Origin of the sequence: Bradyrhizobium sp. A11 (genome assembly GCF_042077125.1) — a bacterium.
GTDB classification, from domain to species: Bacteria; Pseudomonadota; Alphaproteobacteria; order Rhizobiales; family Xanthobacteraceae; genus Bradyrhizobium; species Bradyrhizobium japonicum_B.
On the sequence record NZ_CP149509.1, the window covers coordinates 4,297,170 to 4,315,942 of the forward strand.

At 65.3% G+C, this 18,773-nt stretch carries 21 protein-coding genes; 10 read left to right on the plus strand and 11 right to left on the minus strand.

Going from position 1 to position 18,773, the window contains the following annotated elements; translation table 11 throughout:
* Positions 1-63: 63 nt before the first annotated feature.
* Positions 64-438, plus strand: a complete 375-nt coding sequence (locus tag WI560_RS20155; protein WP_375304574.1) for a hypothetical protein — start codon at positions 64-66, stop codon at positions 436-438.
* Between the two features lie 327 nt (positions 439-765).
* Entirely contained in the window at positions 766-1,020 is a 255-nt protein-coding gene (locus tag WI560_RS20160; RefSeq protein ID WP_375304575.1) for a hypothetical protein, read from the plus strand.
* Positions 1,021-1,048: 28 nt separating this feature from the next.
* Here the strand turns inward: WI560_RS20160 and WI560_RS20165 are convergent, their stop codons facing one another.
* The 4 genes from WI560_RS20165 to WI560_RS20180 form a co-directional block, all read right to left on the minus strand.
* The gene (locus WI560_RS20165; RefSeq protein WP_028137189.1) at positions 1,049-1,291 is read right to left on the minus strand and encodes a DUF6719 family protein; all 243 of its coding nucleotides are present in this window, start codon (positions 1,289-1,291) and stop codon (positions 1,049-1,051) included.
* A 253-nt stretch (positions 1,292-1,544) separates the two neighbouring features.
* Positions 1,545-2,252 carry an outer membrane protein gene (locus WI560_RS20170; protein ID WP_375304576.1) on the minus strand — a complete coding sequence of 236 codons (708 nt, stop codon included), beginning with the start codon at positions 2,250-2,252 and terminating at the stop codon, positions 1,545-1,547.
* A 275-nt stretch (positions 2,253-2,527) separates the two neighbouring features.
* Positions 2,528-2,962 carry a hypothetical protein gene (locus WI560_RS20175; RefSeq protein WP_375159785.1) on the minus strand — a complete coding sequence of 145 codons (435 nt, stop codon included), beginning with the start codon at positions 2,960-2,962 and terminating at the stop codon, positions 2,528-2,530.
* 184 nt (positions 2,963-3,146) lie between these two features.
* Entirely contained in the window at positions 3,147-3,557 is a 411-nt protein-coding gene (locus tag WI560_RS20180) for a His-rich protein BRANT (RefSeq protein WP_375304577.1), read from the minus strand.
* A 250-nt stretch (positions 3,558-3,807) separates the two neighbouring features.
* Between WI560_RS20180 and WI560_RS20185 the strand changes: the two genes are divergently transcribed.
* Both WI560_RS20185 and WI560_RS20190 read left to right on the plus strand, forming a co-directional pair.
* Positions 3,808-4,350: a tetratricopeptide repeat protein gene (locus WI560_RS20185; protein ID WP_375304578.1), complete on the plus strand. Its 543-nt coding sequence runs from the start codon at positions 3,808-3,810 to the stop codon at positions 4,348-4,350.
* Between the two features lie 104 nt (positions 4,351-4,454).
* Positions 4,455-5,840 (plus strand): serine hydrolase domain-containing protein, encoded by a 1,386-nt coding sequence (locus WI560_RS20190; protein WP_375304579.1) that lies wholly within the window; start codon positions 4,455-4,457, stop codon positions 5,838-5,840.
* On the opposite strand, the gene WI560_RS20195 is transcribed toward WI560_RS20190, so the two are convergent.
* Entirely contained in the window at positions 5,830-7,395 is a 1,566-nt protein-coding gene (locus tag WI560_RS20195) for a S10 family peptidase (RefSeq protein WP_375304580.1), read from the minus strand. The two genes, WI560_RS20190 and WI560_RS20195, sit on opposite strands and share 11 nt — an antisense overlap.
* Before the next feature lie 242 nt (positions 7,396-7,637).
* On the opposite strand from WI560_RS20195, the gene WI560_RS20200 reads away from it, so the two are divergent.
* The 3 genes from WI560_RS20200 to WI560_RS20210 all read left to right on the plus strand — a co-directional run bounded on the left by WI560_RS20200 (position 7,638) and on the right by WI560_RS20210 (position 9,669).
* The gene (locus tag WI560_RS20200; RefSeq protein WP_375304581.1) at positions 7,638-8,417 is read left to right on the plus strand and encodes an NAD kinase; all 780 of its coding nucleotides are present in this window, start codon (positions 7,638-7,640) and stop codon (positions 8,415-8,417) included.
* 99 nt (positions 8,418-8,516) lie between these two features.
* Positions 8,517-9,062, plus strand: coding sequence for a response regulator (locus WI560_RS20205; RefSeq protein WP_011088265.1), 546 nt, complete (start codon positions 8,517-8,519; stop codon positions 9,060-9,062).
* Between the two features lie 28 nt (positions 9,063-9,090).
* On the plus strand, positions 9,091-9,669 hold the full coding sequence (locus WI560_RS20210; RefSeq protein ID WP_257195979.1) for an Hpt domain-containing protein: 579 nt from the start codon (positions 9,091-9,093) through the stop codon (positions 9,667-9,669).
* 192 nt (positions 9,670-9,861) lie between these two features.
* Here WI560_RS20210 and WI560_RS20215 read toward each other — a convergent pair whose 3' ends face one another.
* The 4 genes from WI560_RS20215 to folE form a co-directional block, all read right to left on the minus strand.
* Positions 9,862-11,028 (minus strand): DUF2336 domain-containing protein, encoded by a 1,167-nt coding sequence (locus tag WI560_RS20215; protein ID WP_375304582.1) that lies wholly within the window; start codon positions 11,026-11,028, stop codon positions 9,862-9,864.
* 285 nt (positions 11,029-11,313) lie between these two features.
* A complete protein-coding gene (locus WI560_RS20220) occupies positions 11,314-12,372 on the minus strand; it encodes a transglycosylase SLT domain-containing protein (RefSeq protein WP_375304583.1) in 1,059 nt (352 codons plus the stop codon).
* 199 nt (positions 12,373-12,571) lie between these two features.
* The gene (gene hisI, locus WI560_RS20225; protein WP_375304584.1) at positions 12,572-12,994 is read right to left on the minus strand and encodes a phosphoribosyl-AMP cyclohydrolase; all 423 of its coding nucleotides are present in this window, start codon (positions 12,992-12,994) and stop codon (positions 12,572-12,574) included.
* A gap of 24 nt (positions 12,995-13,018) precedes the next feature.
* Complete coding sequence (gene folE, locus WI560_RS20230) at positions 13,019-13,708, minus strand: GTP cyclohydrolase I FolE (RefSeq protein WP_028137199.1); 690 nt, start codon at positions 13,706-13,708, stop codon at positions 13,019-13,021.
* Between the two features lie 254 nt (positions 13,709-13,962).
* On the opposite strand from folE, the gene WI560_RS20235 reads away from it, so the two are divergent.
* Entirely contained in the window at positions 13,963-14,418 is a 456-nt protein-coding gene (locus tag WI560_RS20235) for an iron-sulfur cluster assembly scaffold protein (RefSeq protein WP_028137200.1), read from the plus strand.
* Positions 14,419-14,531: 113 nt separating this feature from the next.
* Here the strand turns inward: WI560_RS20235 and WI560_RS20240 are convergent, their stop codons facing one another.
* Complete coding sequence (locus WI560_RS20240) at positions 14,532-15,425, minus strand: hypothetical protein (protein WP_375304585.1); 894 nt, start codon at positions 15,423-15,425, stop codon at positions 14,532-14,534.
* A 229-nt stretch (positions 15,426-15,654) separates the two neighbouring features.
* Between WI560_RS20240 and yidD the strand changes: the two genes are divergently transcribed.
* Positions 15,655-15,993, plus strand: a complete 339-nt coding sequence (gene yidD, locus WI560_RS20245) for a membrane protein insertion efficiency factor YidD (RefSeq protein WP_375304586.1) — start codon at positions 15,655-15,657, stop codon at positions 15,991-15,993.
* An 88-nt stretch (positions 15,994-16,081) separates the two neighbouring features.
* Positions 16,082-16,315 carry a hypothetical protein gene (locus tag WI560_RS20250; RefSeq protein ID WP_375304587.1) on the plus strand — a complete coding sequence of 78 codons (234 nt, stop codon included), beginning with the start codon at positions 16,082-16,084 and terminating at the stop codon, positions 16,313-16,315.
* Between the two features lie 73 nt (positions 16,316-16,388).
* Here WI560_RS20250 and WI560_RS20255 read toward each other — a convergent pair whose 3' ends face one another.
* A complete protein-coding gene (locus WI560_RS20255; protein WP_375308877.1) occupies positions 16,389-18,545 on the minus strand; it encodes a tetratricopeptide repeat protein in 2,157 nt (718 codons plus the stop codon).
* Positions 18,546-18,773 lie beyond the last annotated feature (228 nt).

Below are 18,773 nucleotides of genomic sequence, written 5' to 3' on the forward strand. Positions count from 1 at the left end.
CCTTGTCAACCGTCTTGATTCGGTGCAGCCGCTTTGCTGGAATGGCGGCGGCTGAGGTGGATCATGAAATGGATCAGGGAACGCGACGCGCTGATCGCGCAGACACTGGCCTTCGTCCAATCGGTGACCGGCAGGACGGATGAGCTCCTGCGGCCGGGCGCGCCGCCGGAGGCTTCGGCGGCGACCATCGAGGCCGTCGCGGTCGAGACCGTCATGGTCGAGGTCGAGGCACCCCCGGCCCCTCCGCAGCCTCAGCCCATCCAGCTTTCGCCGCCGCGGACGACCGGCGATTTCCGCACCGAGATGCAGGCCCGCATCGCCAATTTCCGCAAGCATCAGGAGCGGTTCGAGCGCGAGCGCGAGGAACATTGTGCGCAAACCCTGACCAGATTGCGCGCCGCCCTCCGCGACGCCCCTGGCCCGCTGGCCAAAAAGTAAGGTGGCCCCGTCAGAGGGCCGACAGCCAGATCCCACAGCCAAGACTTATAGCCAAGACCACACCAGCCAAAGATTGGCAGTGCAGGCGCCGAGGAGCGCCAGCGTCAGCGGCAGGAGCATGTGCCCGCAGGAGGTGTTCAGGTGGCTCGTCATGGCGGAAAACATCCGCTGATTCCGCCAAATGAGTCCCGGGGATTCTTTTTTTCGCGATTCAGGACTCGTTAAGGACTCAAGGCCCGGCGCGCCCGATCACGGGCCCGTGATCAACCGCCACCTGGAACACCCGGGCACGTAGGGCCGTTAACGGGCTTTCCGGAGCGGAAAGCAATGCCCTACGCCCTGTTCTGCAACGACGCCCAGATCAGCAAGGCCTATCCGAGCGAGTCCGACGTCTGGAAGCTCGCGCAGCGGAGTGGCCTGGTCGTGGATGTCAGCGCCGACGAGGAGCGCCCGGGGCCGCGCCGGGTGCTCGACAATGATTACGAGATCAAACCCTGTCGGGCTGCCCCGGGCGAGGACCCCGCCAGGAACAAGGCCGAGGCCGAGCGCCAGTCCAGGATGGAGCTTGAGCTGAATTCGTGAGGGGTTGCCGAAGGAAGCCGCAGGGGGATCAGGGCGTCGCGGTCGCCAGCGAGGCCTGCTCACCAGGCATGGCCACGCAGGCCTTGCGGCGGTGCAGCCCGCGGATCGCCCCGGTGACTTTCATCACCTTGCCCGACGGACACGAAGCGTCCTTGACGAAAGCCACCTCGTAAGGTGCCAACATCAGAGGCTCGGATTTGAGGATTGTCTGTGCAGAGCACGGCAGGCCCAAGAAGCACGAGAGCACCACCGCCGACACCAAGATACGCATGTCCGTCGTCCCACCAGCCCGGTAATTGTCATATAACGCGTTCCGGAGCGCGAGTTCCGTAAGCGGCAAAAATTATTTTTGCTTTACCCGAGATCCATGACGCGCGTGAGAAAGCGCGCGCCGGAATGTTCGTCTGCAAATGACGCGCCAGATGGTTCACGCATTGCAAATGCAGGGCTGGCCGACGGGCGGGCGGCGGACAGACGAAAGGCCGGCGGAGCCGGCCTTTGTCAGAGCGTGGTCGTAGTCGCGGTCAGTAGCGCGAAGCTGCCGGACCGCCCCAGCCGAAACGATAGTTCACACCGACCTTGACGGTATGCTCGTCCTCCCGGCCGCGGACCCCGACGATTTCGGCCGGACCCGAGGTGAAGGTGGTGCTGCCGAAATTATAATACTGGTACTCGGCCTTGGCGGACCAGCTCGGCGCGAACATGTACTCGAGACCGGCGCCGACCGTGTAGCCGTCCTTGCTGTTGCCGGTCGTGGTGAAGGCCTGCGGCACGCCGGCGATGTTGACGCCGAGATTGTTGTTACGCCAGGCGTAACCGCCCTTGGCGTAGAGCAGCGTCGGTCCCCAGGTGTAGCCGATACGGCCGGTCACCGACCCGATCTGGTCGGTGTTGGACGTCACCTGCGTGCCCAGCGGGAACGTGACGCCGTTGTTGTTGGTCGGCAGCCACGAGTACTGAGCCTCGATACCCATCACCCAATTGGGGGCGAACTGGTAGTCGAAGCCGCCCTGCACGCCGCCCATGAACCGGGCGTCGCTGGACTGGAAGCTGTTGTCGCCGGCAAACGCGCCGCCGACATGACCGCCGATATAGAAACCGGTCCAATTATAGATCACCTGCGGCGGCGTATAGGCCGGCGCCTTGGCATAGGTGCGCGGCTGCATGTCCGCCGCTGCGGCCGGCGCGGCCAGCGCAAGCAGAGCAACTGCACCCAGCAAAATCGATTTCATGATCATCCCCGTTCTTTCATTTACGACACTCAGGAAACAACGTGGCGTGAATTGGGTTGCTCCGCGGCAATGCCGGAACGTTGATCGTTCGTTACTGTGACGGGTCGGCAACAACGCGAGTTTGTTCCATCCCGCCGACTGTTTTTGTCGACTCGCAAGACCTGCCGTCCCAATTTGTCGCAACGCCAAACCGCCCCGTTCAAAGCTCGCCGAAATGTGATCCGGCGGCTCCGGCGATCCCGTTCTAGCACCAGGCCATGAAGGCCGGCTTTGCGCTACCGCGTCATCTTTTCGAGTTCCGGAAAGGGTGCGTAAACCGCGCCGGCACAGAGCTCGCTGGTCCGGTCGACGACACGGTCCGCTCGTCCGTTGACGAAGATCACCGCACGTTCCCGCATGGCCTTGTAGCTGCCGTCGGTCTCGCGCGGGGTGAAGTGCAGACAGCTCACATAGAACTGCCGGCCGCCGACCTCGCGCTGGACCGGCTCGGCCATGCTGGCCTCGCGCACGCCGACCGGGTTGTTCAGATAGGTGCGCATCAGTGCCAGCGTGTCGCTGCGGAAATTGTCGGGAAACGGTTGCGGCCCTCCGGCCTGGGTCCCGCCCATGAAGGTCGGACGGTCGCCATCGCCGCCGAAACAGGCCGCAAGCGCCAGCGGCAAGGTCAGGATCAACGCCAGGCGCGCAGTACGTTTCGCCAATCGCCCCACAGCTCGCGCTCTCCACGTGCACAGACTCCGGGCATGTTCTAGCCCCAAGGCCGCGCAAAGGGAACGCACCGCACCGCCGCCGGCGCCTGCGCCTGCGCCTGCGCTTTCGCACAGGCGCCGGGACGGGCCTGAAGTCCGTACGCGGCGGCGGGCAATGCAAGGTGCCGCCGCGCGGGATCAGACGTCAGCTGCGCTTGTCGCTGGTGGCCGGCTTGGCCAGGTCCGGCTGCGCCTTCTGCGACTTCTTGGCCGACAGATGCTTGTCGTCGTGGCTGTGCGTGGGCGCCGACTTGTGCTCGTCCGGCGTCGCCGCCGCGTTGGCATTCATCGCCTTCGACTTGGAATCCGTCTCGGAGTCCGCCTTGACGTCGGCGGGCTTGATGTCAGCAGCCTTTACGTCAGCAGCTTTGGCATCGGCTTTGGCGTCGGCCTTGACAGCGGCGTCCGGCTTTGCGGCGGTGGTGGACGCCTTGGTCTGGCCCTGGTCCGCCTTGATCACCGGGGCGATCGTGGTGGTCTTGCCGGCCTCGGCGGCAAAGGCCGGAGCTGCGATCACGGAAGCCGCGAGCAAGGCTGCGGAAATGGTCTTCAGCATGGTGGTCTCCTCTTGGAAGGATCTCGAGGCGGCACCCTCTCGCCTACCCTTCGATCGTAGACCGGAACCTAGGGGCGAGGCACTGAACCCAGTCTGAAGCCCCTTGCAGGCTCCCGTTCATCTCGATGACGAGCTTGTCATCTGCATCCGGGCGAGCAGATGGTGCGAAGCGGGAATGTTTCTGCGGGACGGGTGTTTCGGTCTTCGGGCAATCGTGTAGGATCGCCAAGTTCCATACGGGAGAATTTAGATGCGCAAACTCTCAATGCTTGTCGTGCCGGGACTGGTCGCTATGTCGCTGGCGGCCGCACCGGTGCTGTCCAGCGCCTATGCCGCGGGCGGCGACTCCCCTTCGCCGCCGCCGAGCTCGGACTCATCGACCAAGAAGGGCAAGAAGAAGAGCTCTTCCGTCAACGACCCCAAATTCCTCGCCGCCTATCGCACCGCCTACACCGCGATCTACGACAACCACGACTACACCGGCGCGATCGGCCAGCTGAAGTCGTTGAAGCGCGACGACGTCGCCGACGTCGCCAATCTGATCGGCTACTCCTATCGCAAGCTCGGCGACTACCAGTCGTCGAAGCTCTATTACGAGCTGGCGCTGAAGGACGATCCGAACCACGTCCGCACCTGGCAATATTACGGCCTCTGGCAGCTCGAACAGGGCAACCGCGAACAGGCGCAGTATCACCTGAACAAGATCGCCTCGCTCGCCGGCACCGACAGCTCCGAATATCGCTCGCTTGCGGCTGCGCTCGACAAGCCGACCGGCGCGACGCTCGTGTACTGACGACATCGCAACTTCATGAGGCGAACGGGCACGACCTTCCGGGTTGTGCCCGTTCCGCTTTCTCGGCTAGCCTCTCGCACCAATCCCCGCAAACCGGTAGCGCAATGGACAAGTGGCTGCGATCCGCGATCGACTACGTCGGCTCCTGGATCGAATTCCAACTGACGACAATCCAGCAGCCAGGCGTCATGGTCGCATTCGCCCATCGCGGCGAGATCGTCGCCGAGCATGCATTCGGCCTTTCCAATCTCGACACCGGCGAGAAGCTCACCCCGCGCCACCGCTTCCGCATCGCCTCCCATTCCAAGAGCTTCACCGCGGCCGGCATCATGAAACTGCGCGAGCAGCGCAAGCTCCGGCTCGACGATACGATCGGCCAGTATGTCGGCGGCCTGCATCCCCGCGTTGCCGAGACGACGATCGCGCAGGTGCTGTCGCACAGCGCGGGGCTGACGCGCGACGGCGTCGATTCCGGCCAGTTCATCGATCGTCGCCCCTACCTCGACGCGAACGAGCTGCTCGCGGAATTGAAGCTGCCGACCGCGATCGAGGCCGGCACCCGCTTCAAATATTCCAATCATGGCTTTGGCCTGCTCGGCCTCGTCATCGAAGCGGTGACGGAGCAGCCCTACTCGGTCTGGATCAAGGGCGAGATCATCGGGCCCGCGGGCCTGCGCGAGACCGAGCCGGATGCGCCGCTTCCCAAGGGCGCCTCCTTCGCGCGCGGCCACACACGAAAGGTTCCGCTGGGCGTACGCTGCGTGATCCCCGGAGACAATCCGGCGCAGGCGATGGCTTCGGCCGCCGGCTTCGTTGCCACCGCCGGCGACACCGCGCGCTTCTTCGCGCAGCTTGCGCCGAATGCGAGGAAGAGCGTGCTCTCCGTCGCTAGCCGCCGCGAGATGACGCGGCATCACTGGCGCATCCCGCAGAGCTTCGAGGGCTATTACGGCCTCGGCGTCAATGCCGGCAAGACCGACGGCTGGGACTGGTTCGGCCATAGCGGCGGCTTTCAGGGCTACATCTCGCGGACCTGCGCGATCCCGGCTTGCGAGCTTTCGATCAGCATCCTGAGCAACTCCATCGACGGCGCGGCGCCGTTCTGGATGGACGGCGCCATGCAGATCCTGCGCGTCTTCAAGACCCGCGGCGCACCCGACCGCCGCCTGCGCGACTGGACCGGGCGCTGGTGGACGATCTGGGGCGCGACCGACCTCGTTGCCGCGGGCAACCGCGTGCTGGTCGCCAATCCGCAGTTCAACAATCCGTTCATGGATGCCGCCGAGATCGAGGTCACCGGCCGCGACACCGGCAAGCTCGCCTGGGCCGCCGGCTATTCCAGCCATGGCGAGCCGGTGCGCCGGATCCGCGACAAGCGCGGCAAGGTCAGTGACATCTGGATCGCCGGCGCGAATGTGAAGCCGGAGCGCGTCGTGGCAAAGGAGATCGCCCGTCGCTATCCGCCGCGCAAGCGGCGGCCTACTCCCTGATCAATCGCTCGACCTCGCTGCGCAACGCCTGCCGCGAGCCGCCCTGCGAATAGAACATATGGCCGCCGGGATAGACCACGAACTTGACGCGCTGCGTCACGAAGGCGGGCAGTTGATCGAGCACCCGCTTGGTTCCGAAATAGGGCGTGGCAAGATCGAACAGGCCGTGCGCGACCAGCACGTTCAGCTTGGCATCGGTGGCAAGGATCTGGCGCAGCTCGGACACCGATTGCGGCGGGTTGATGCCGCGGCCGAAATCCCAGTGACCTTCCACACTGCCATTCAGGACCTCATAGGAGCCGTCGGGCCGCCAGTTGAGCTTGCGCGTGAGCACGTCGACCGCAGCGCTCGTCAGCGGCGCTTGGAGCGCATCGCCTGAGGGATCGCCGAACCGCGAGCTGCTGGAATCCGGATAGGGATCGAAGCCGCGCACGGAGCCGTCGTAGCGTCCCGTCACCATGCCGTTCTTGCGGTCGAACTCGCGGCGGAATTCGCCGACGTCGAAGCGCCCGGCGAGGCGGCGGCTCACCGCCTGGTCGATGCCGGTGAGCTCGGCGACCTTGTCGGCCAGACGATTGGTGGCCTCCTTGTCAGCCTCGCCCTTGACGAGGTCGGCCAGGAATTCGCCGCGCGCGTAGGCCTCGACGTCGGCGAGGTCGGCACGCTTGACCGGCCCTTTGGCTTCGCGCGCCACCGCGACATAGCTCGGCAGCGTCGCGACATATTGCAGGAGGCTGGTGCCGGCGAACTCGCGGAAATCCAACAGCGGCGACACCAGGATCAAGCCGCGGACGCCGATGCCGTGCTGGAGCTGCAACTGGCGCACCACCTTGGGCCCGCGAATGCCGCCATAGCTTTCGCCCGCAACGTATTTCGGCGAGGTCAGGCGGTCGTGCTTCTCGAGCCAGCGGCGGATCACCAGCGCGATGGCGTTGACGTCGCCGTCGACGGAGTAGAACGATCTGCGCGCGTCTTCGCCGCTGGCAATGAAGCGGCTGTAGCCGGTGCTGACGGGATCGATGAAGACGAGGTCGGTGAAGTCGAGCCAGGTCTCCGCGTTCGGCTTCACCTCGGGCGAGGCCGATGGCGACAGCGCATCGCCATCGAACGGCAGCCGCCATGGACCGGCCGCGCCGAACTGGAGCCATGCCGAGGATGCCCCGGGTCCGCCGTTGAACAGGAACGTGACCGGGCGCGTGGCGCGGTCGGCGCCGTCGAGCTGGTAGGACGTATAGGCGATGTCGGCCAGCGGCTCGCCCTTGCCGTCGAACACGCGAATGGAGCCGGCGGTCGCCGCGAAGCTGAGGGTACGGCCGGGCAGCTCCAACGTCTGCTTCGTGGTCGAATCCGGCGGGAGACGGTGCGTCTCGGCCGGGGACGAACTCTGCGGCCCGCTTTGCGCAGCGCTGCCGCGCCCTCCCTTCTGTCCGGCCGGCGCGGTCATCTCGGCGCGCGGCTGCGGCGGATCCTCCGCGCGCACAACACTTGCGCATGCGACCACCGCAACAGCCAGTACGAGCCCGGTTCGTCGCAGCCTCGGCAAGATCGTGGGCATGATCGTTCTCCCTGCCCGGCTGTCATCGCCGGGCCGCACCGAAGCTAGCAAGAAATTGCGACCGTTTGCGGGATCACGGTCGATGGCGCATCCCCGCCGGGCTCAAATCAACCCGTTTTGTTCTCGGGACCGACAATCGCCCGTTTGCCTTGAAAGCCGGTCATCCTCGACAATGCAGCCAAACCTCGTATAGACGAGCCGGGCGGAACTTCCTCCAGCCAGCGGCCGTGTCCGACAAGCCAATGACCAAGCCCCAGCGATACGACCGGATCGCCTTCGTCGCCAGCTCGAGCAACGAGGCGCAGGCCGCCTTCGGCCAGCTCACCAGGGACTATGGCAATTGCGACCCCAAGGAGGCCGATGTCGTGGTCGCGCTCGGCGGCGACGGGCTGATGCTGCAGACGCTGCACCAGAACATGCGCACGGGAAAGCCGATCTACGGCATGCATCGCGGCACCGTCGGCTTCCTGATGAACGAATATTCGACCCACGATCTGCGCGCACGGCTCGAGGCTGCGCATGAATCCGAGATCAATCCGCTTCTGATGCGCGCGACCGACGTCAACGACCGCGTCCACCTGCACCACGCCATCAACGAGGTCGCCCTGTTCCGGCAGACCTATCAGGCCGCACGCCTGCGGATCATGATCGACGAGCGCGAGCGCATGCCCGAGCTGATCGCGGACGGCATCATGGTGGCAACGCCGGCCGGCTCGACCGCCTATAATCTGTCCGCTCAGGGTCCGATCCTGCCGATCAACGCGGCGCTGCTGGCACTGACCCCGATCAGCGCCTTCCGCCCGCGGCGCTGGCGCGGCGCCCTGCTGCCCAACACGGCCTATGTCGTCATCGAGGTGCTGGAGGGCGACAAGCGACCGGTGGCCGCGGTCGCCGACCACGACGAAGTGCGCGACGTCCGCCGGGTCGAGGTCCTGTCCGACAAGACCATCTCGATGCGCATGCTGTTCGACCCCGGCCACAGCCTGGAAGAGCGCATCCTGCGCGAGCAGTTCGGCTACTAGAACCACCTCGCGGCCGCCGCCGCAGCCGCGGCCGCAACCCTTCGTTAACCTCCGGCGCGATATGGTTAACGAAGGTTGACCGCTTTTGGCCCGGGCGTCATGTTTCGTATCGACTTCAACAAGCTGCGCTTCCTCGTCTGCGACGACAATCCGCACATGCGCCGCATCCTGCGGACGCTGCTGCATTCCTTCGGCGCGCGCGAAGTCTATGAGGCCGAGGACGGCGCCACGGCGCTGGAGATGTACAGCCATTACGTGCCCGACATCGTCATCACCGACTGGGCGATGCCGATCTTCGACGGGCTCGAGCTCGCGCAGATGATCCGGCAGCCGGAATCCAAGGGCAACCCTTACGCCCCCATCATCATGCTGACCGGCCATTCCGAGAAGCGCCGCGTCACCGTGGCGCGCGATGCCGGCGTCACCGAATTCCTGGCCAAGCCGATCTCGGCCAAGGGGCTCTATCAGCGCATCCTCAACGTGGTCGCCAATCCCCGCCCCTTCATCAAGACCAAGACCTATTTCGGGCCGGACCGGCGCCGCAACACCAATTCCGCCTATATGGGTCCCGAGCGCCGCGTCGGCGAAAAGCACGAGGTGCTGCAGCAGCCCTCGCTGCTCGACAAGGCCCGCTCCACCATCTAGCGCAACGTCTTCAGGCGAGGCAGAGATCATGGCGAAGAACAGCGCAAAGGATATCGAGGTCAAGGCCTTCGCCACGCATCAGATCATCACGCAGCCCAACCCGCTGCGCAAGGTTCTGCGCCGCGTCGACGAGAAGGACCTGGACGATCCGGTCGGCCGCGCCGAGCAGGCGCTCGCGGGTCTTTCCGGCGAGTTCAAGGACTGGATGACGACCGAGGTCAACCGTCTGTCGGCCGCCTATGTCGCCATCCGCAATGACGGCTTCACCAAGGAAAGGCGCGACGAGCTGTTTCACGCCGCCCACGACATCAAGGGCGACGCCGTGACATTCGGCTATCCGGCCGCGGCGGGAATCGCCGAGAGCCTGTGCCGCGTCATCGAGCACGCGCCTGACCTGGCAAAGGTCCCGGCCGAGCTGTTCACGCACCACATCAACGCCATCCTCGCCATCGTGCACGAGAACACCAGGCTCGACAGCATCAGCGTCTCCGCCGAGCTCAGCCGCCGCCTGCGCAAGATCGCCGACGACTATCTCGCGCACGTCAACCGCGACCGCCCCGAGCATCTCGAGGTGATCCTGGCGCCGAGCATCGTGCCGGGAGAGTAAGGTTCAGCCCTCTCCCCATCATTGCGAGCAGCACTTGCGACGAAGCAATGACGGTGGCTGCAGGCCCGGCTCCATCATTGCGATCAGTTTCGTAGGGTGGGCAAAGCGAAGCGTGCCCACGATCCATCCCGGATCAAACTGAGAGGCGGTGGGCGCGGCGCTTTGCGCCTTTGCCTACCCTACGGCATCTCGCTACGCCGCGATCAGATCGTCGTAGGCATGCTCGTCCGCGACCAGCTCGTCGCAGAACAGCCGCGCCTCTTCGCGGGCCGATTCCGTGGCGAAGCGGCGCAGCAGGACCATCAACGGCTCGGTGGCGCCGCGGTCGGTCTCGCAATGGGTGAGCACGCGCTCGACCATGCGGCGGCGCAGCCGTGCCGCGCCGTCGTCGCTGTCGACAAAGCCCTGCTCGTGGCAGGCATCGAGCGCGACCTGGAAGGCCGCAAATGTCGCCTCGGGCAGCCCGGCACGCCTAAGCAGCGCATGCAGGCTGTTGCCGCCGCGGTCGTGCAGCAGCGCAGTGACGCGTGCCAGTGGCAGATCGGCAAGCTCGGCCAGCGCCGCGTCGAACAGACCGAGATTGCTCGACAACAGCGCGCGCAGGATCAGGCCGGCGGTCAGCTGGCCCGTGACCCGCAGATGATGCACCAGGCCCTGCATGTCCTCGCCGCGCGAGCGTGCCGCGATGTTGATGGTGGAGCGGTCGCGCGCCTCGATCGTGATGCGGTCGGCGCGGTCGGCGCTCAGCCAGTTCCGCGCCACGACGAATTGCGCCAGCGTCTCGGAGAGTTTGGCCACCAGCGCGGCGCGGGTTGCGGACGGCAGGTCATCCAGCACCAGCATCGCCTCGCGGATCGCCGCGAGATGGCCGTGGCGCTCGACGATGCGATTCCAGGAGAACGGCGCAAGCTCGGCATGGGGATTTTCGATCAGCTCCAGCGCTGCCGCCGCGCAGCCGACTTCGGCGATGGCGGCGCAGACCGAGACCGGCAGCGCGATGCGGCGGGCGACCGCGCATTGCACCTCGTCATTGCCGGTTGCAACGATGTCGACGAGATCGGCGTCGATCAGCAGCGGGGAATGTTCCAGCACCGGCAGCGCGACGCTCGGCTGGTCCGCCGACAGCGCCCGCACGATCGATGCAGGCGCGTCCGGACTGCGTGCAAACGCCTCGGCCATCGCCTGCCGCACCAGGGGCGAGGCATCGTCGAGCTGCATCAACAGCGCGCCTTCGGCGGCGATGCGGTCCTCTGCCGAAAGGTCTGAGATCAGCCAGGCCCGGGCCAACGCCCGCGTTGCCTCGGCCCGCTCGCCGGCGGACGCCGTCCTGATCCAATTAATGAACTGCCGAACAATCATGCTGCTTCCGGCTTACACAACAAACGAAAAGGGTGACGGCTCGTCACCTGCAACACAAAATAAACCACGACGCTTAACAAAGCGTTCACCATAACTGGCTGGTTTTATTGAGGATTTGTTAAGGGAACAAAGCCGCCTGCGGTGCCTGCCCCGGACGCAGCGCAGCACATCAGTGACGCGCTGCTGAGCCGGGCCTAGAATTTTCGAGAGGAGCTCGCGGCACTGGGTCCCGGCTCTGCGCAGCAGCGTTTCACGCTACAGCGCGTCCGGGACACGAGACGGCGACTAGCTCGAGAACGTGCCGCTGCGATCGCTGAAGAGATCAAGCGGTTGCGGCGGACGCACGTCGGGCGCAGCTGAGGCGACTGACGTCAGCGAGGCGTTGTTGCCCCACAATTTCTGCACCGTGGTCGAGACCGGCTGCGTGTCGCCGGGCTGGTAGATCGAGCGGAAGGCCGGTGTGGTCGACGCACTGTCCGCGACCGTCGTGGGCGATATCGCACTGACGGGCGTCGCCGCACGTGTATTCGGGAAGGTCTGGAGATAGGCGGCGTTGTCGACGATCGGCGCGGTCGGCTGCACGCCATTCGCGCTCGCGACCTCCGTTGTCGACGGCGTGCCGCCATACATCGCCATCGCGCTGCGGGTCACTCTCGAATTGGCCGCGCTGGCATAGCGCGCGTCCAGCACCGAATAGACCTCGGAGACGCTGCGGGCGCGGCCGTCCCTGGCGTAGAAGATCGAACGGTTGGCGGACGCTGCGTTCGGAAACAGCCGCGCGCCGACCGCTTGCGGATTGTCCTCGGCATTGGCGATCAGTTTCGCGGCGCCTCCGACGCCCATGAAATGCGCCATGTAGAGCTCGCTGTCGCTCGGCCTGCGCCCGAGCAGGCCGGTCAGCTTGAAGCCGTTCGACTGCGTCAGCGCCGCCGCCATGCTGGAAGCGGCTTGCGGGTCGTCGCGCAGCTTCATGATCGACCGCTTCATCACGGGATCATCGACGGTGTAGCTGCCCGACGACGTCCTGGTGATGGCGTCGGAATAATTGCCGTAGCCGAGCTGGGTGCCGGCCTCCTTCACGGTGCCGAGCCAGGTCTGGTCGATGAACTGGTAGAGCCCATGCGCGGACGAGGTGGTGGCCCCTGCCGTGGGATTGAAATCCGATTCCATCTTGGCGGTGGTCAGCATGTACTGGAAGCTGACGCCGGAGATGTTCGAGGCCTGCTTGATCGCACCGGCGACGCGCGCCCGCGCCGGATCGAGACCGGCGGTCTGCGTGGCGCTGGAAGTGTCGACCGACATGATGAAGTGCCCGCCCCGCGCGGCGTTGAGCGGCGCCGGCAATTCGGACGCCCGTCGCCTCACCCTCGGACAGGTATGGTTAATGCGGGGTTAATCCTGGTGCCGCCGCCCACTCCAAGTCATTCCGGGCCGCACCGCAGGTGCGAGCTACGGTGCGCAATTGCGCACCGGAGAATCCATTTCACCGCACGTGATGCCGTGCGATGGATTCGGGGTTCGCGCTTCGCACTCGGAATGACAATTACGTCTTGTAGACCGCGTCCGGATCGAACAGCCGCTCCGCATCGACGAAGACCAGCTTGGCTCCTCCGTCCTCACCCTCGACCTTGCGATAGAAGCACGACCGCCGCCCGGTGTGGCAGGCAGCGCCGATCTGCTCGACACGGATCCAGACCGCGTCCTGGTCGCAATCGGTGCGCATCTCGACCACGCGCTGGGTCTGACCCGACGTCTCACCTTTTCGCCACAAGGCATTGCGCGAGCGGCTGAAGTACCAGGCCTCGCCGGTCGCGATCGTCTTGCGCAGCGCCTCCTCGTTCATGTGCGCGACCATGAGCACGTCGCCGGTGGCAACGTCGGTCGCGACGCAAGTCACGAGCCCTGCCGCGTCGAACCGCGGCTGGAAGGACAGGCCTTCCTCGATCTCATGGGAGTGAACGGACACGACCTTGCCGATCCATTCGCGAGGTCAGCGCGTGCCTCGCACCAGGGACAGGAAACGGGCCTGCTCCGCCGGATTGTCGCGGAACATGCCGGTGAAGCGGCTGGTGAAGGTGGAGGCGCCGTGCTTGGCGACGCCGCGCACCGACATGCAGGTATGCTCGGCCTCGATCAGCACGGCGACGCCGCGCGGCTTGAGCACCTCGTCGATCGCTGCCGCGATCTGCGCCGTCAGGTGCTCCTGGGTCTGGAGCCTGCGGGCGAAGATGTCGGTGAGGCGCGCGAGCTTGGACAGGCCGACGACGCGCTCCACCGGCGTATAGGCGATATGCGCCTTGCCGTAGAACGGCATCATGTGATGCTCGCACTGCGAGGTGAACTCGATGTCGCGCACCAGCACGAAATCGTCATAGCCGGCGGTCTCGCCGAAGGTGCGGTCGAGCACCTCCGCCGGACATTGGTGATAGCCCTGATACAGCTCGTCGAAGGCCTCGACGACGCGGCGCGGCGTGTCGAGCAGGCCCTCGCGCTCGGTGTTCTCGCCGATATAGGCGAGCAGCGTCTTCACCGCCGCTTCCGCCTCGGCGCGCGCCGGGCGCGGCTGGTCGGCGCGGACGGCGGCCGCGAGGAATTCAGCGGGATCGAGCTCGGCCGGACGACTCTCGGGCTGCCGGTCAGAGGGCTTGCCCGGGCGGATGGATTTGATTGCAGCGTCCATATCGACTCCGTTCGACGGCCTTGAGGGCCGGAGTGTCACCGGCAGACGGGGCGGCCAAGCCGCCGGACGCCTGAAGAGAACAGTTTCGGCGGAAAGGGTCCCGAGCTCAAAACGCCGACGGCACGGATCCGGATCACCGCCTCTTAGCGCTGGACTGTATTTCCACCAGTTCCGACCCTATATAGGACCCTGGACGACGCCCGCCAAGGCCGATCGGGTGCCGAAGTGGGCATGGACGCGCTGGACTCCATCACATGCTGAACGACATTTATAACAAGCGGATCATCGAGTTGGCCGGAAATATTCCGCGCCTCGGACGGCTGCCGGATCCCGATGCCTCCGCCACCGCCCACTCCAAGCTGTGCGGCTCGACCGTAAAGGTCGATCTCAAGATGACCGGGGACACCGTCACCGACTTCGCCCATGACGTGAAGGCGTGCGCACTCGGACAAGCCTCTTCATCCATCATGGCAAGTCGGGTTGTCGGCTCGACTGCGAGCGAACTCCGTGAGTTACGCGAGACTGTTCGCAAGATGCTGAAGGAGAACGGTGCGCCTCCTGAAGGCAAATGGGAGGAGATCAAGCTCCTCGAGCCCGTCCGCGACTACAAGGCGCGCCATGCCTCGACGCTACTGACCTTCGATGCCGTGGTTGACGCGATCGGTCAGATCGAGGCCAAAGCCAAGCAGCCGGCTGCGGCACAGGGCTGAGCCCATCGATGTCATTCCGGGGCGCGCGTCAGCGCGAACCCGGAATCTTTCGCTTTAACATCTGGATTCCGGGTTCGTCGCTTTGCGACGCCCCGGAATGACGGCGAAGAATCTTACTTCGGCGTCGGCGCAACCGGCGCGGCCACACCGCCCGTCGGCACCACGGCTTCCGCCGTCTTGGTCGACTTGGAAGGCTGCTCCGGCTCCTCGCCGAACCTTGCCTGCGTCTTCGGGGCAAGCCCCGCCATCGCCGGCGCGGAGATGTCCACATGCGGCAGCACGTCGGCGACGAGATCGGTCGTTACCAGATTGGTGACCTTGAGCTCGCCGGCATCCAGCTCGTGCAGATCTTCCCAGGGCGGAACGCTGAGCGCGAGCGAGAGCAGATCGCCGGTGCCGCCCATATCGAAGGTATATTTGGCGAGCCGGCCGATGTCCCGCTCCACGATCATCAGGTCCTGGGCGCTGTAGCTCGCCGCCTTGGCATCGTCGGCACGGTCGCCCATCCAGATCTGGTGAACGCGGACATGAGCCGCTTCCGGCACGTAGCGCTTCTTGCCGGCCAGCAGCAGGAACACGCACATGGATTCGCAATAGGCCTCAGGCGCGACCGCCGGGCGGGCCGAGTGCCCGCCGCGCAGGCTGACGCCGACCGTGGTCAGCAGGCCGAGATTGCGAAACCGCCGACCAAGCGTGATCGCGTCGTTGACGGAACCGCCGCTGGAATCGAGCACCACGGTGGCGCCGCCGAGCTGGCGTCCGCGAGAAAATTCTTCGAAAGCCTTGGGTGTGTCGGCGGTGATGATACCGACCGCGCTGACCCAGCCGCGGCAGTTCGGCTCGCAGGCGACCCAGCTGAACTTCATCGGCAGCTTGCGCTCTTCGAGCGCGCTACCCGCTCGGGCCGACGACCCGAGTGTCGCGACGGCGCCAGCCAGCACGACTCCACACACGGCGGTTCCCACCAGCAACCAGCCGCGAAGATTGAGCGACTTCAGAACTTTCAAACTGGTCCCTTCCCCAAGCCCCAGAGGCGATTCAGGCAAGCCCCGTTTTGCGTCCGATGAGTCTACACACGAACGTCACAAAAATGGTATCCGGGGGAATACAGATCGTCCATAGGTACTTGCTGCACTGCTCCCAGAAAGCATGCAAAATATGGCGCGCAAACAACAGCTTACAGTTCCCCGCATTGGAACCGTGCAACACCTCGCTTAACATCGCAGCACCGCGCACATGAAGCATTCAGCCTGCGGGTATTGTTCCAGCTCAGTCGAAGGGGCGCTTCGGCTCCCGCGCAGATTCGGCCGTGCGCTGATCTGGCTGTACCGCCACACGCTGTCGCCCCTGGTCGGCTACAATTGCCGACACCTGCCGACTTGCTCGGTCTACGGCGACGAAGCGATCGAACGGTTCGGGCTGTGGGCCGGCGGCTGGATGACGCTGGCGCGGCTGCTGCGCTGCCATCCCTTCGGCACGTCAGGCATCGACAACGTGCCGCTGACCGCACCGCAAGGCGCGCGCTGGTACCTGCCATGGCGCTATGGCCGATGGCGCGGCGTCAATGCGCCCTGAGCTGCTGCGATTGCGGGCCGGAAGCCCGAGTGGAACCTTGGACTTTGCTCCCGCGTTGTTTTGACGCTCCCTTGGGGAGGAAACAACAATGCGCTGGAAAATCAGCCCTCACCTTCACGCCAGGCTTGGACTTGGGCATTGGCTTGGGCTTTGGCCCGCCCGCGGCTCCAGGCGGCACCACGACCCCCGCACCATCGACCTGCTCGCGATCGTCGCCTTGCTGGCGCTCGTGCTCGGCTCGGGTTGGTACCTGGCATCGAGCCTTGCGACGCCGCCAAGCTCGACGGCGTTCATCGTACCGAGCCAGAGCGTACATTGGTAGCTCAGGCGTGGACACATTGCGCGAGCCACCGGTTGCCGACCCAAGCCCCAGCGGCCACTACTCCGGGTCTTGCTCACTGCGCGCGGGGCCGGACGGCTCGGCGAAATTCTTGAATCAGGGTCGCAAGACCCTGGTCAGCTGGCCGGAAAGTCGCGAGCTGTTCCGCGTACTTCAGCGCCGACGCCGTATCTCCGGCCATCCGGTTGAACGAGACCAGGGCCTGAAGAATATCAAGGTCGTTAGGATGACGGCGCAAGGCTTCCTTCAAGACGGTCAAGGCCTCACCGCGACGGTCGCCGGAATGCAGCGCGACGGCGTAGACGTAGGCGTAACGCGGCTCGTCCGGCTCCAGCTCCGTCGCCCGACGGAGCTCGTTGAGCGCGTCCTCGGACCGTTTCAGCCTCGTCAGCGTCAAGCCGAGCGCATGGTGCAGGGCCGCGTCACGCGGTGAACTCGCAAGCGCGGCGCGAAGGACGGATTCACCGTCGCCGTCCCGGCCGCGTTGCCGATCGAGATCGGCGAGATTGATCGCCGCCGTCGCATATTGCGGGCTCAGCCTGAGGGCCGCTCGGTATTCGGCCTCGGCTTCCTGCATCTCTCCGCGCCGCGCGAGGAAATCTCCGAGCGCGGTGCGGGCCTCCGGTCTCTCGGCATTGGCGCGCCGGGCGGCGACGAACTCCGCTGCCGCCTGATCGAAGCGCGCACGATCCGGCTGAGGCTGGCTTGCGGAAGGAACGCCCGCGAGCAGAGAGACCGCCCTGATGCGGACACCGCGGACGGGATCGGACAACAGCGGGGACACGAGGAACCAGACCCGATCAACGGGCACGTTGCCCAGCATGTCGAGCGCGCCTATCCGCACCATCGGATCGGGATCGGCCAGCGCGACACGGGCCGTCGCGATGTTCGCCGGCGTTACGCGCGATGCAAGTTCGTCGAGTGCGCTGGCGCGGGCCACGGCGGGCGCTTTGCGATCCGCCGCAAGGACGGCAAGCAGCGCGGCGGCATCGGCCTGGTCGGTGCGGGCGGCATGGAATGCCGTTCCGTAATTCTGGAAGCCCTTCCGGAGCGGACTGAACCATCGCTCGACGGCTGCCGCCGACCATTGCGGTGACTTGTCGCGGTGACAGTCGTTGCAGGCGTTCGGCGTTCCGAGGGTGACGGACAGATCGGGACGCGGGACCCTGAAGGTGTGATCGTACCTGTTATCGATCACCATGTAGGTCCTGACCGGCATGTGACATGAGATACAGGTCGGCGACGGCTCGCCCTCGGCGTGCTGGCGATGCTTCACGTCGGCATATTTGTCGGACGCATGGCACTGCAGACAGACGCCCTCGCCCGGCAAACGCAGCTTCGCGCTGTGCGGCTCGTGGCAGTCGCTGCAGGTGACACCGGCCGCAAACATCTTGCCTTGCTTGAAGGGCGTATAGTTATAGGGCTCCTCGACATCGCGGATCTGCCCGTCGGCATGATAGGTGTTGCGCGCGAGCGGCTCGACGACATGGGTTTGCGACAGCCATTGGCCGGGAACCCAATTCTCGTCGAAGGCACCGCGCCGTGCGTGACAGAGGCCGCAGGTCTCCACTTCCTTGCGGAGTATTGCCGGCTCGGCGGAACGCCTTGCGTTTCCGGTCTGCGGATCGATCGGCCAGGTGATGCGGTGCCGCTCGTCGAAACGCACCAGCAAGCCCTTGGCGGCGTCCTGTTGCTTGCCGAACGGCCACCAGCTCTGCTGCTCGCGCGCCCAGGCGGCGTGGCGCGAGCCCTGACCGTGACAGGCCTCGCAGCCGACGCTGATCTCCGCCGAGGTCGTCGAAAAGCGATCTCTTGCGGCGTCGTAGTTCTTGCGCAAGCCGGTGGAGTGGCACTCCGCGCACATGAAATTCCAGTTCTGGTTCAGCTTGGTCCAGTGCAGGATATCGTCATGCTTGATGGCTTCATTGGGCGAAAGGTGAAACCAGCGCTGGCCGCCCTTGTCTTGCGGCCGACTGTCCCATGCGATCGGCAGTGCCTGGACGCGCCCATCCGGGAACGCGACGAGATATTGCTGCAGCGGATCGAGGCCGAAAGTGTACTTGACCTCGAAATCGGAAAGGCTGCCGTCGGCGCCGTCCGTCTCGACCATGAATTTTCCGTCCTTGCGGAAGAAGCGTGAACGCACGCCGTAATATTCGAAACTCGCATCATTGAAGTTGCCGAGCACGGTCTTGTCGGTGGCGTGCTGCATCGCCGCCTTGTGCTGCGAGGCGGCCCACGATTGTGCTTCGGCCTGGTGGCAGCCGGCGCAGGTGTCGCTCCCGATATAGGCCGCCGCAGCCGGTGATTGGGCATCCCAAGCCGGGCCGCCGCCAAGTAGATGAAGGGCGAGGCCTATGACGAGGACAGCCGCCGCCACTGCCAGGATCGAAGACAATATATGGAGCTTCGAGAAGTGCGTGGTTCTCGATGTTTCCCA

Coding starts and splice junctions, on each gene's coding strand:
- WI560_RS20235 (WP_028137200.1), top strand. CDS start 13,963: ATGCTGAACGACATTTATAACAAGCGGATCATCGAGTTGGCCGGAAAT.
- WI560_RS20155 (WP_375304574.1), top strand. CDS start 64: ATGAAATGGATCAGGGAACGCGACGCGCTGATCGCGCAGACACTGGCC.
- WI560_RS20170 (WP_375304576.1), bottom strand. CDS start 2,252: ATGAAATCGATTTTGCTGGGTGCAGTTGCTCTGCTTGCGCTGGCCGCG.
- WI560_RS20195 (WP_375304580.1), bottom strand. CDS start 7,395: ATGCCCACGATCTTGCCGAGGCTGCGACGAACCGGGCTCGTACTGGCT.
- WI560_RS20210 (WP_257195979.1), top strand. CDS start 9,091: ATGGCGAAGAACAGCGCAAAGGATATCGAGGTCAAGGCCTTCGCCACG.
- WI560_RS20180 (WP_375304577.1), bottom strand. CDS start 3,557: ATGCTGAAGACCATTTCCGCAGCCTTGCTCGCGGCTTCCGTGATCGCA.
- WI560_RS20160 (WP_375304575.1), top strand. CDS start 766: ATGCCCTACGCCCTGTTCTGCAACGACGCCCAGATCAGCAAGGCCTAT.
- WI560_RS20165 (WP_028137189.1), bottom strand. CDS start 1,291: ATGCGTATCTTGGTGTCGGCGGTGGTGCTCTCGTGCTTCTTGGGCCTG.
- yidD (WP_375304586.1), top strand. CDS start 15,655: ATGAAGCATTCAGCCTGCGGGTATTGTTCCAGCTCAGTCGAAGGGGCG.
- WI560_RS20200 (WP_375304581.1), top strand. CDS start 7,638: ATGACCAAGCCCCAGCGATACGACCGGATCGCCTTCGTCGCCAGCTCG.
- WI560_RS20205 (WP_011088265.1), top strand. CDS start 8,517: ATGTTTCGTATCGACTTCAACAAGCTGCGCTTCCTCGTCTGCGACGAC.
- folE (WP_028137199.1), bottom strand. CDS start 13,708: ATGGACGCTGCAATCAAATCCATCCGCCCGGGCAAGCCCTCTGACCGG.
- WI560_RS20215 (WP_375304582.1), bottom strand. CDS start 11,028: ATGATTGTTCGGCAGTTCATTAATTGGATCAGGACGGCGTCCGCCGGC.
- WI560_RS20255 (WP_375308877.1), bottom strand. CDS start 18,545: ATGCAGCACGCCACCGACAAGACCGTGCTCGGCAACTTCAATGATGCG.
- WI560_RS20190 (WP_375304579.1), top strand. CDS start 4,455: ATGGACAAGTGGCTGCGATCCGCGATCGACTACGTCGGCTCCTGGATC.
- WI560_RS20185 (WP_375304578.1), top strand. CDS start 3,808: ATGCGCAAACTCTCAATGCTTGTCGTGCCGGGACTGGTCGCTATGTCG.
- WI560_RS20250 (WP_375304587.1), top strand. CDS start 16,082: ATGCGCTGGAAAATCAGCCCTCACCTTCACGCCAGGCTTGGACTTGGG.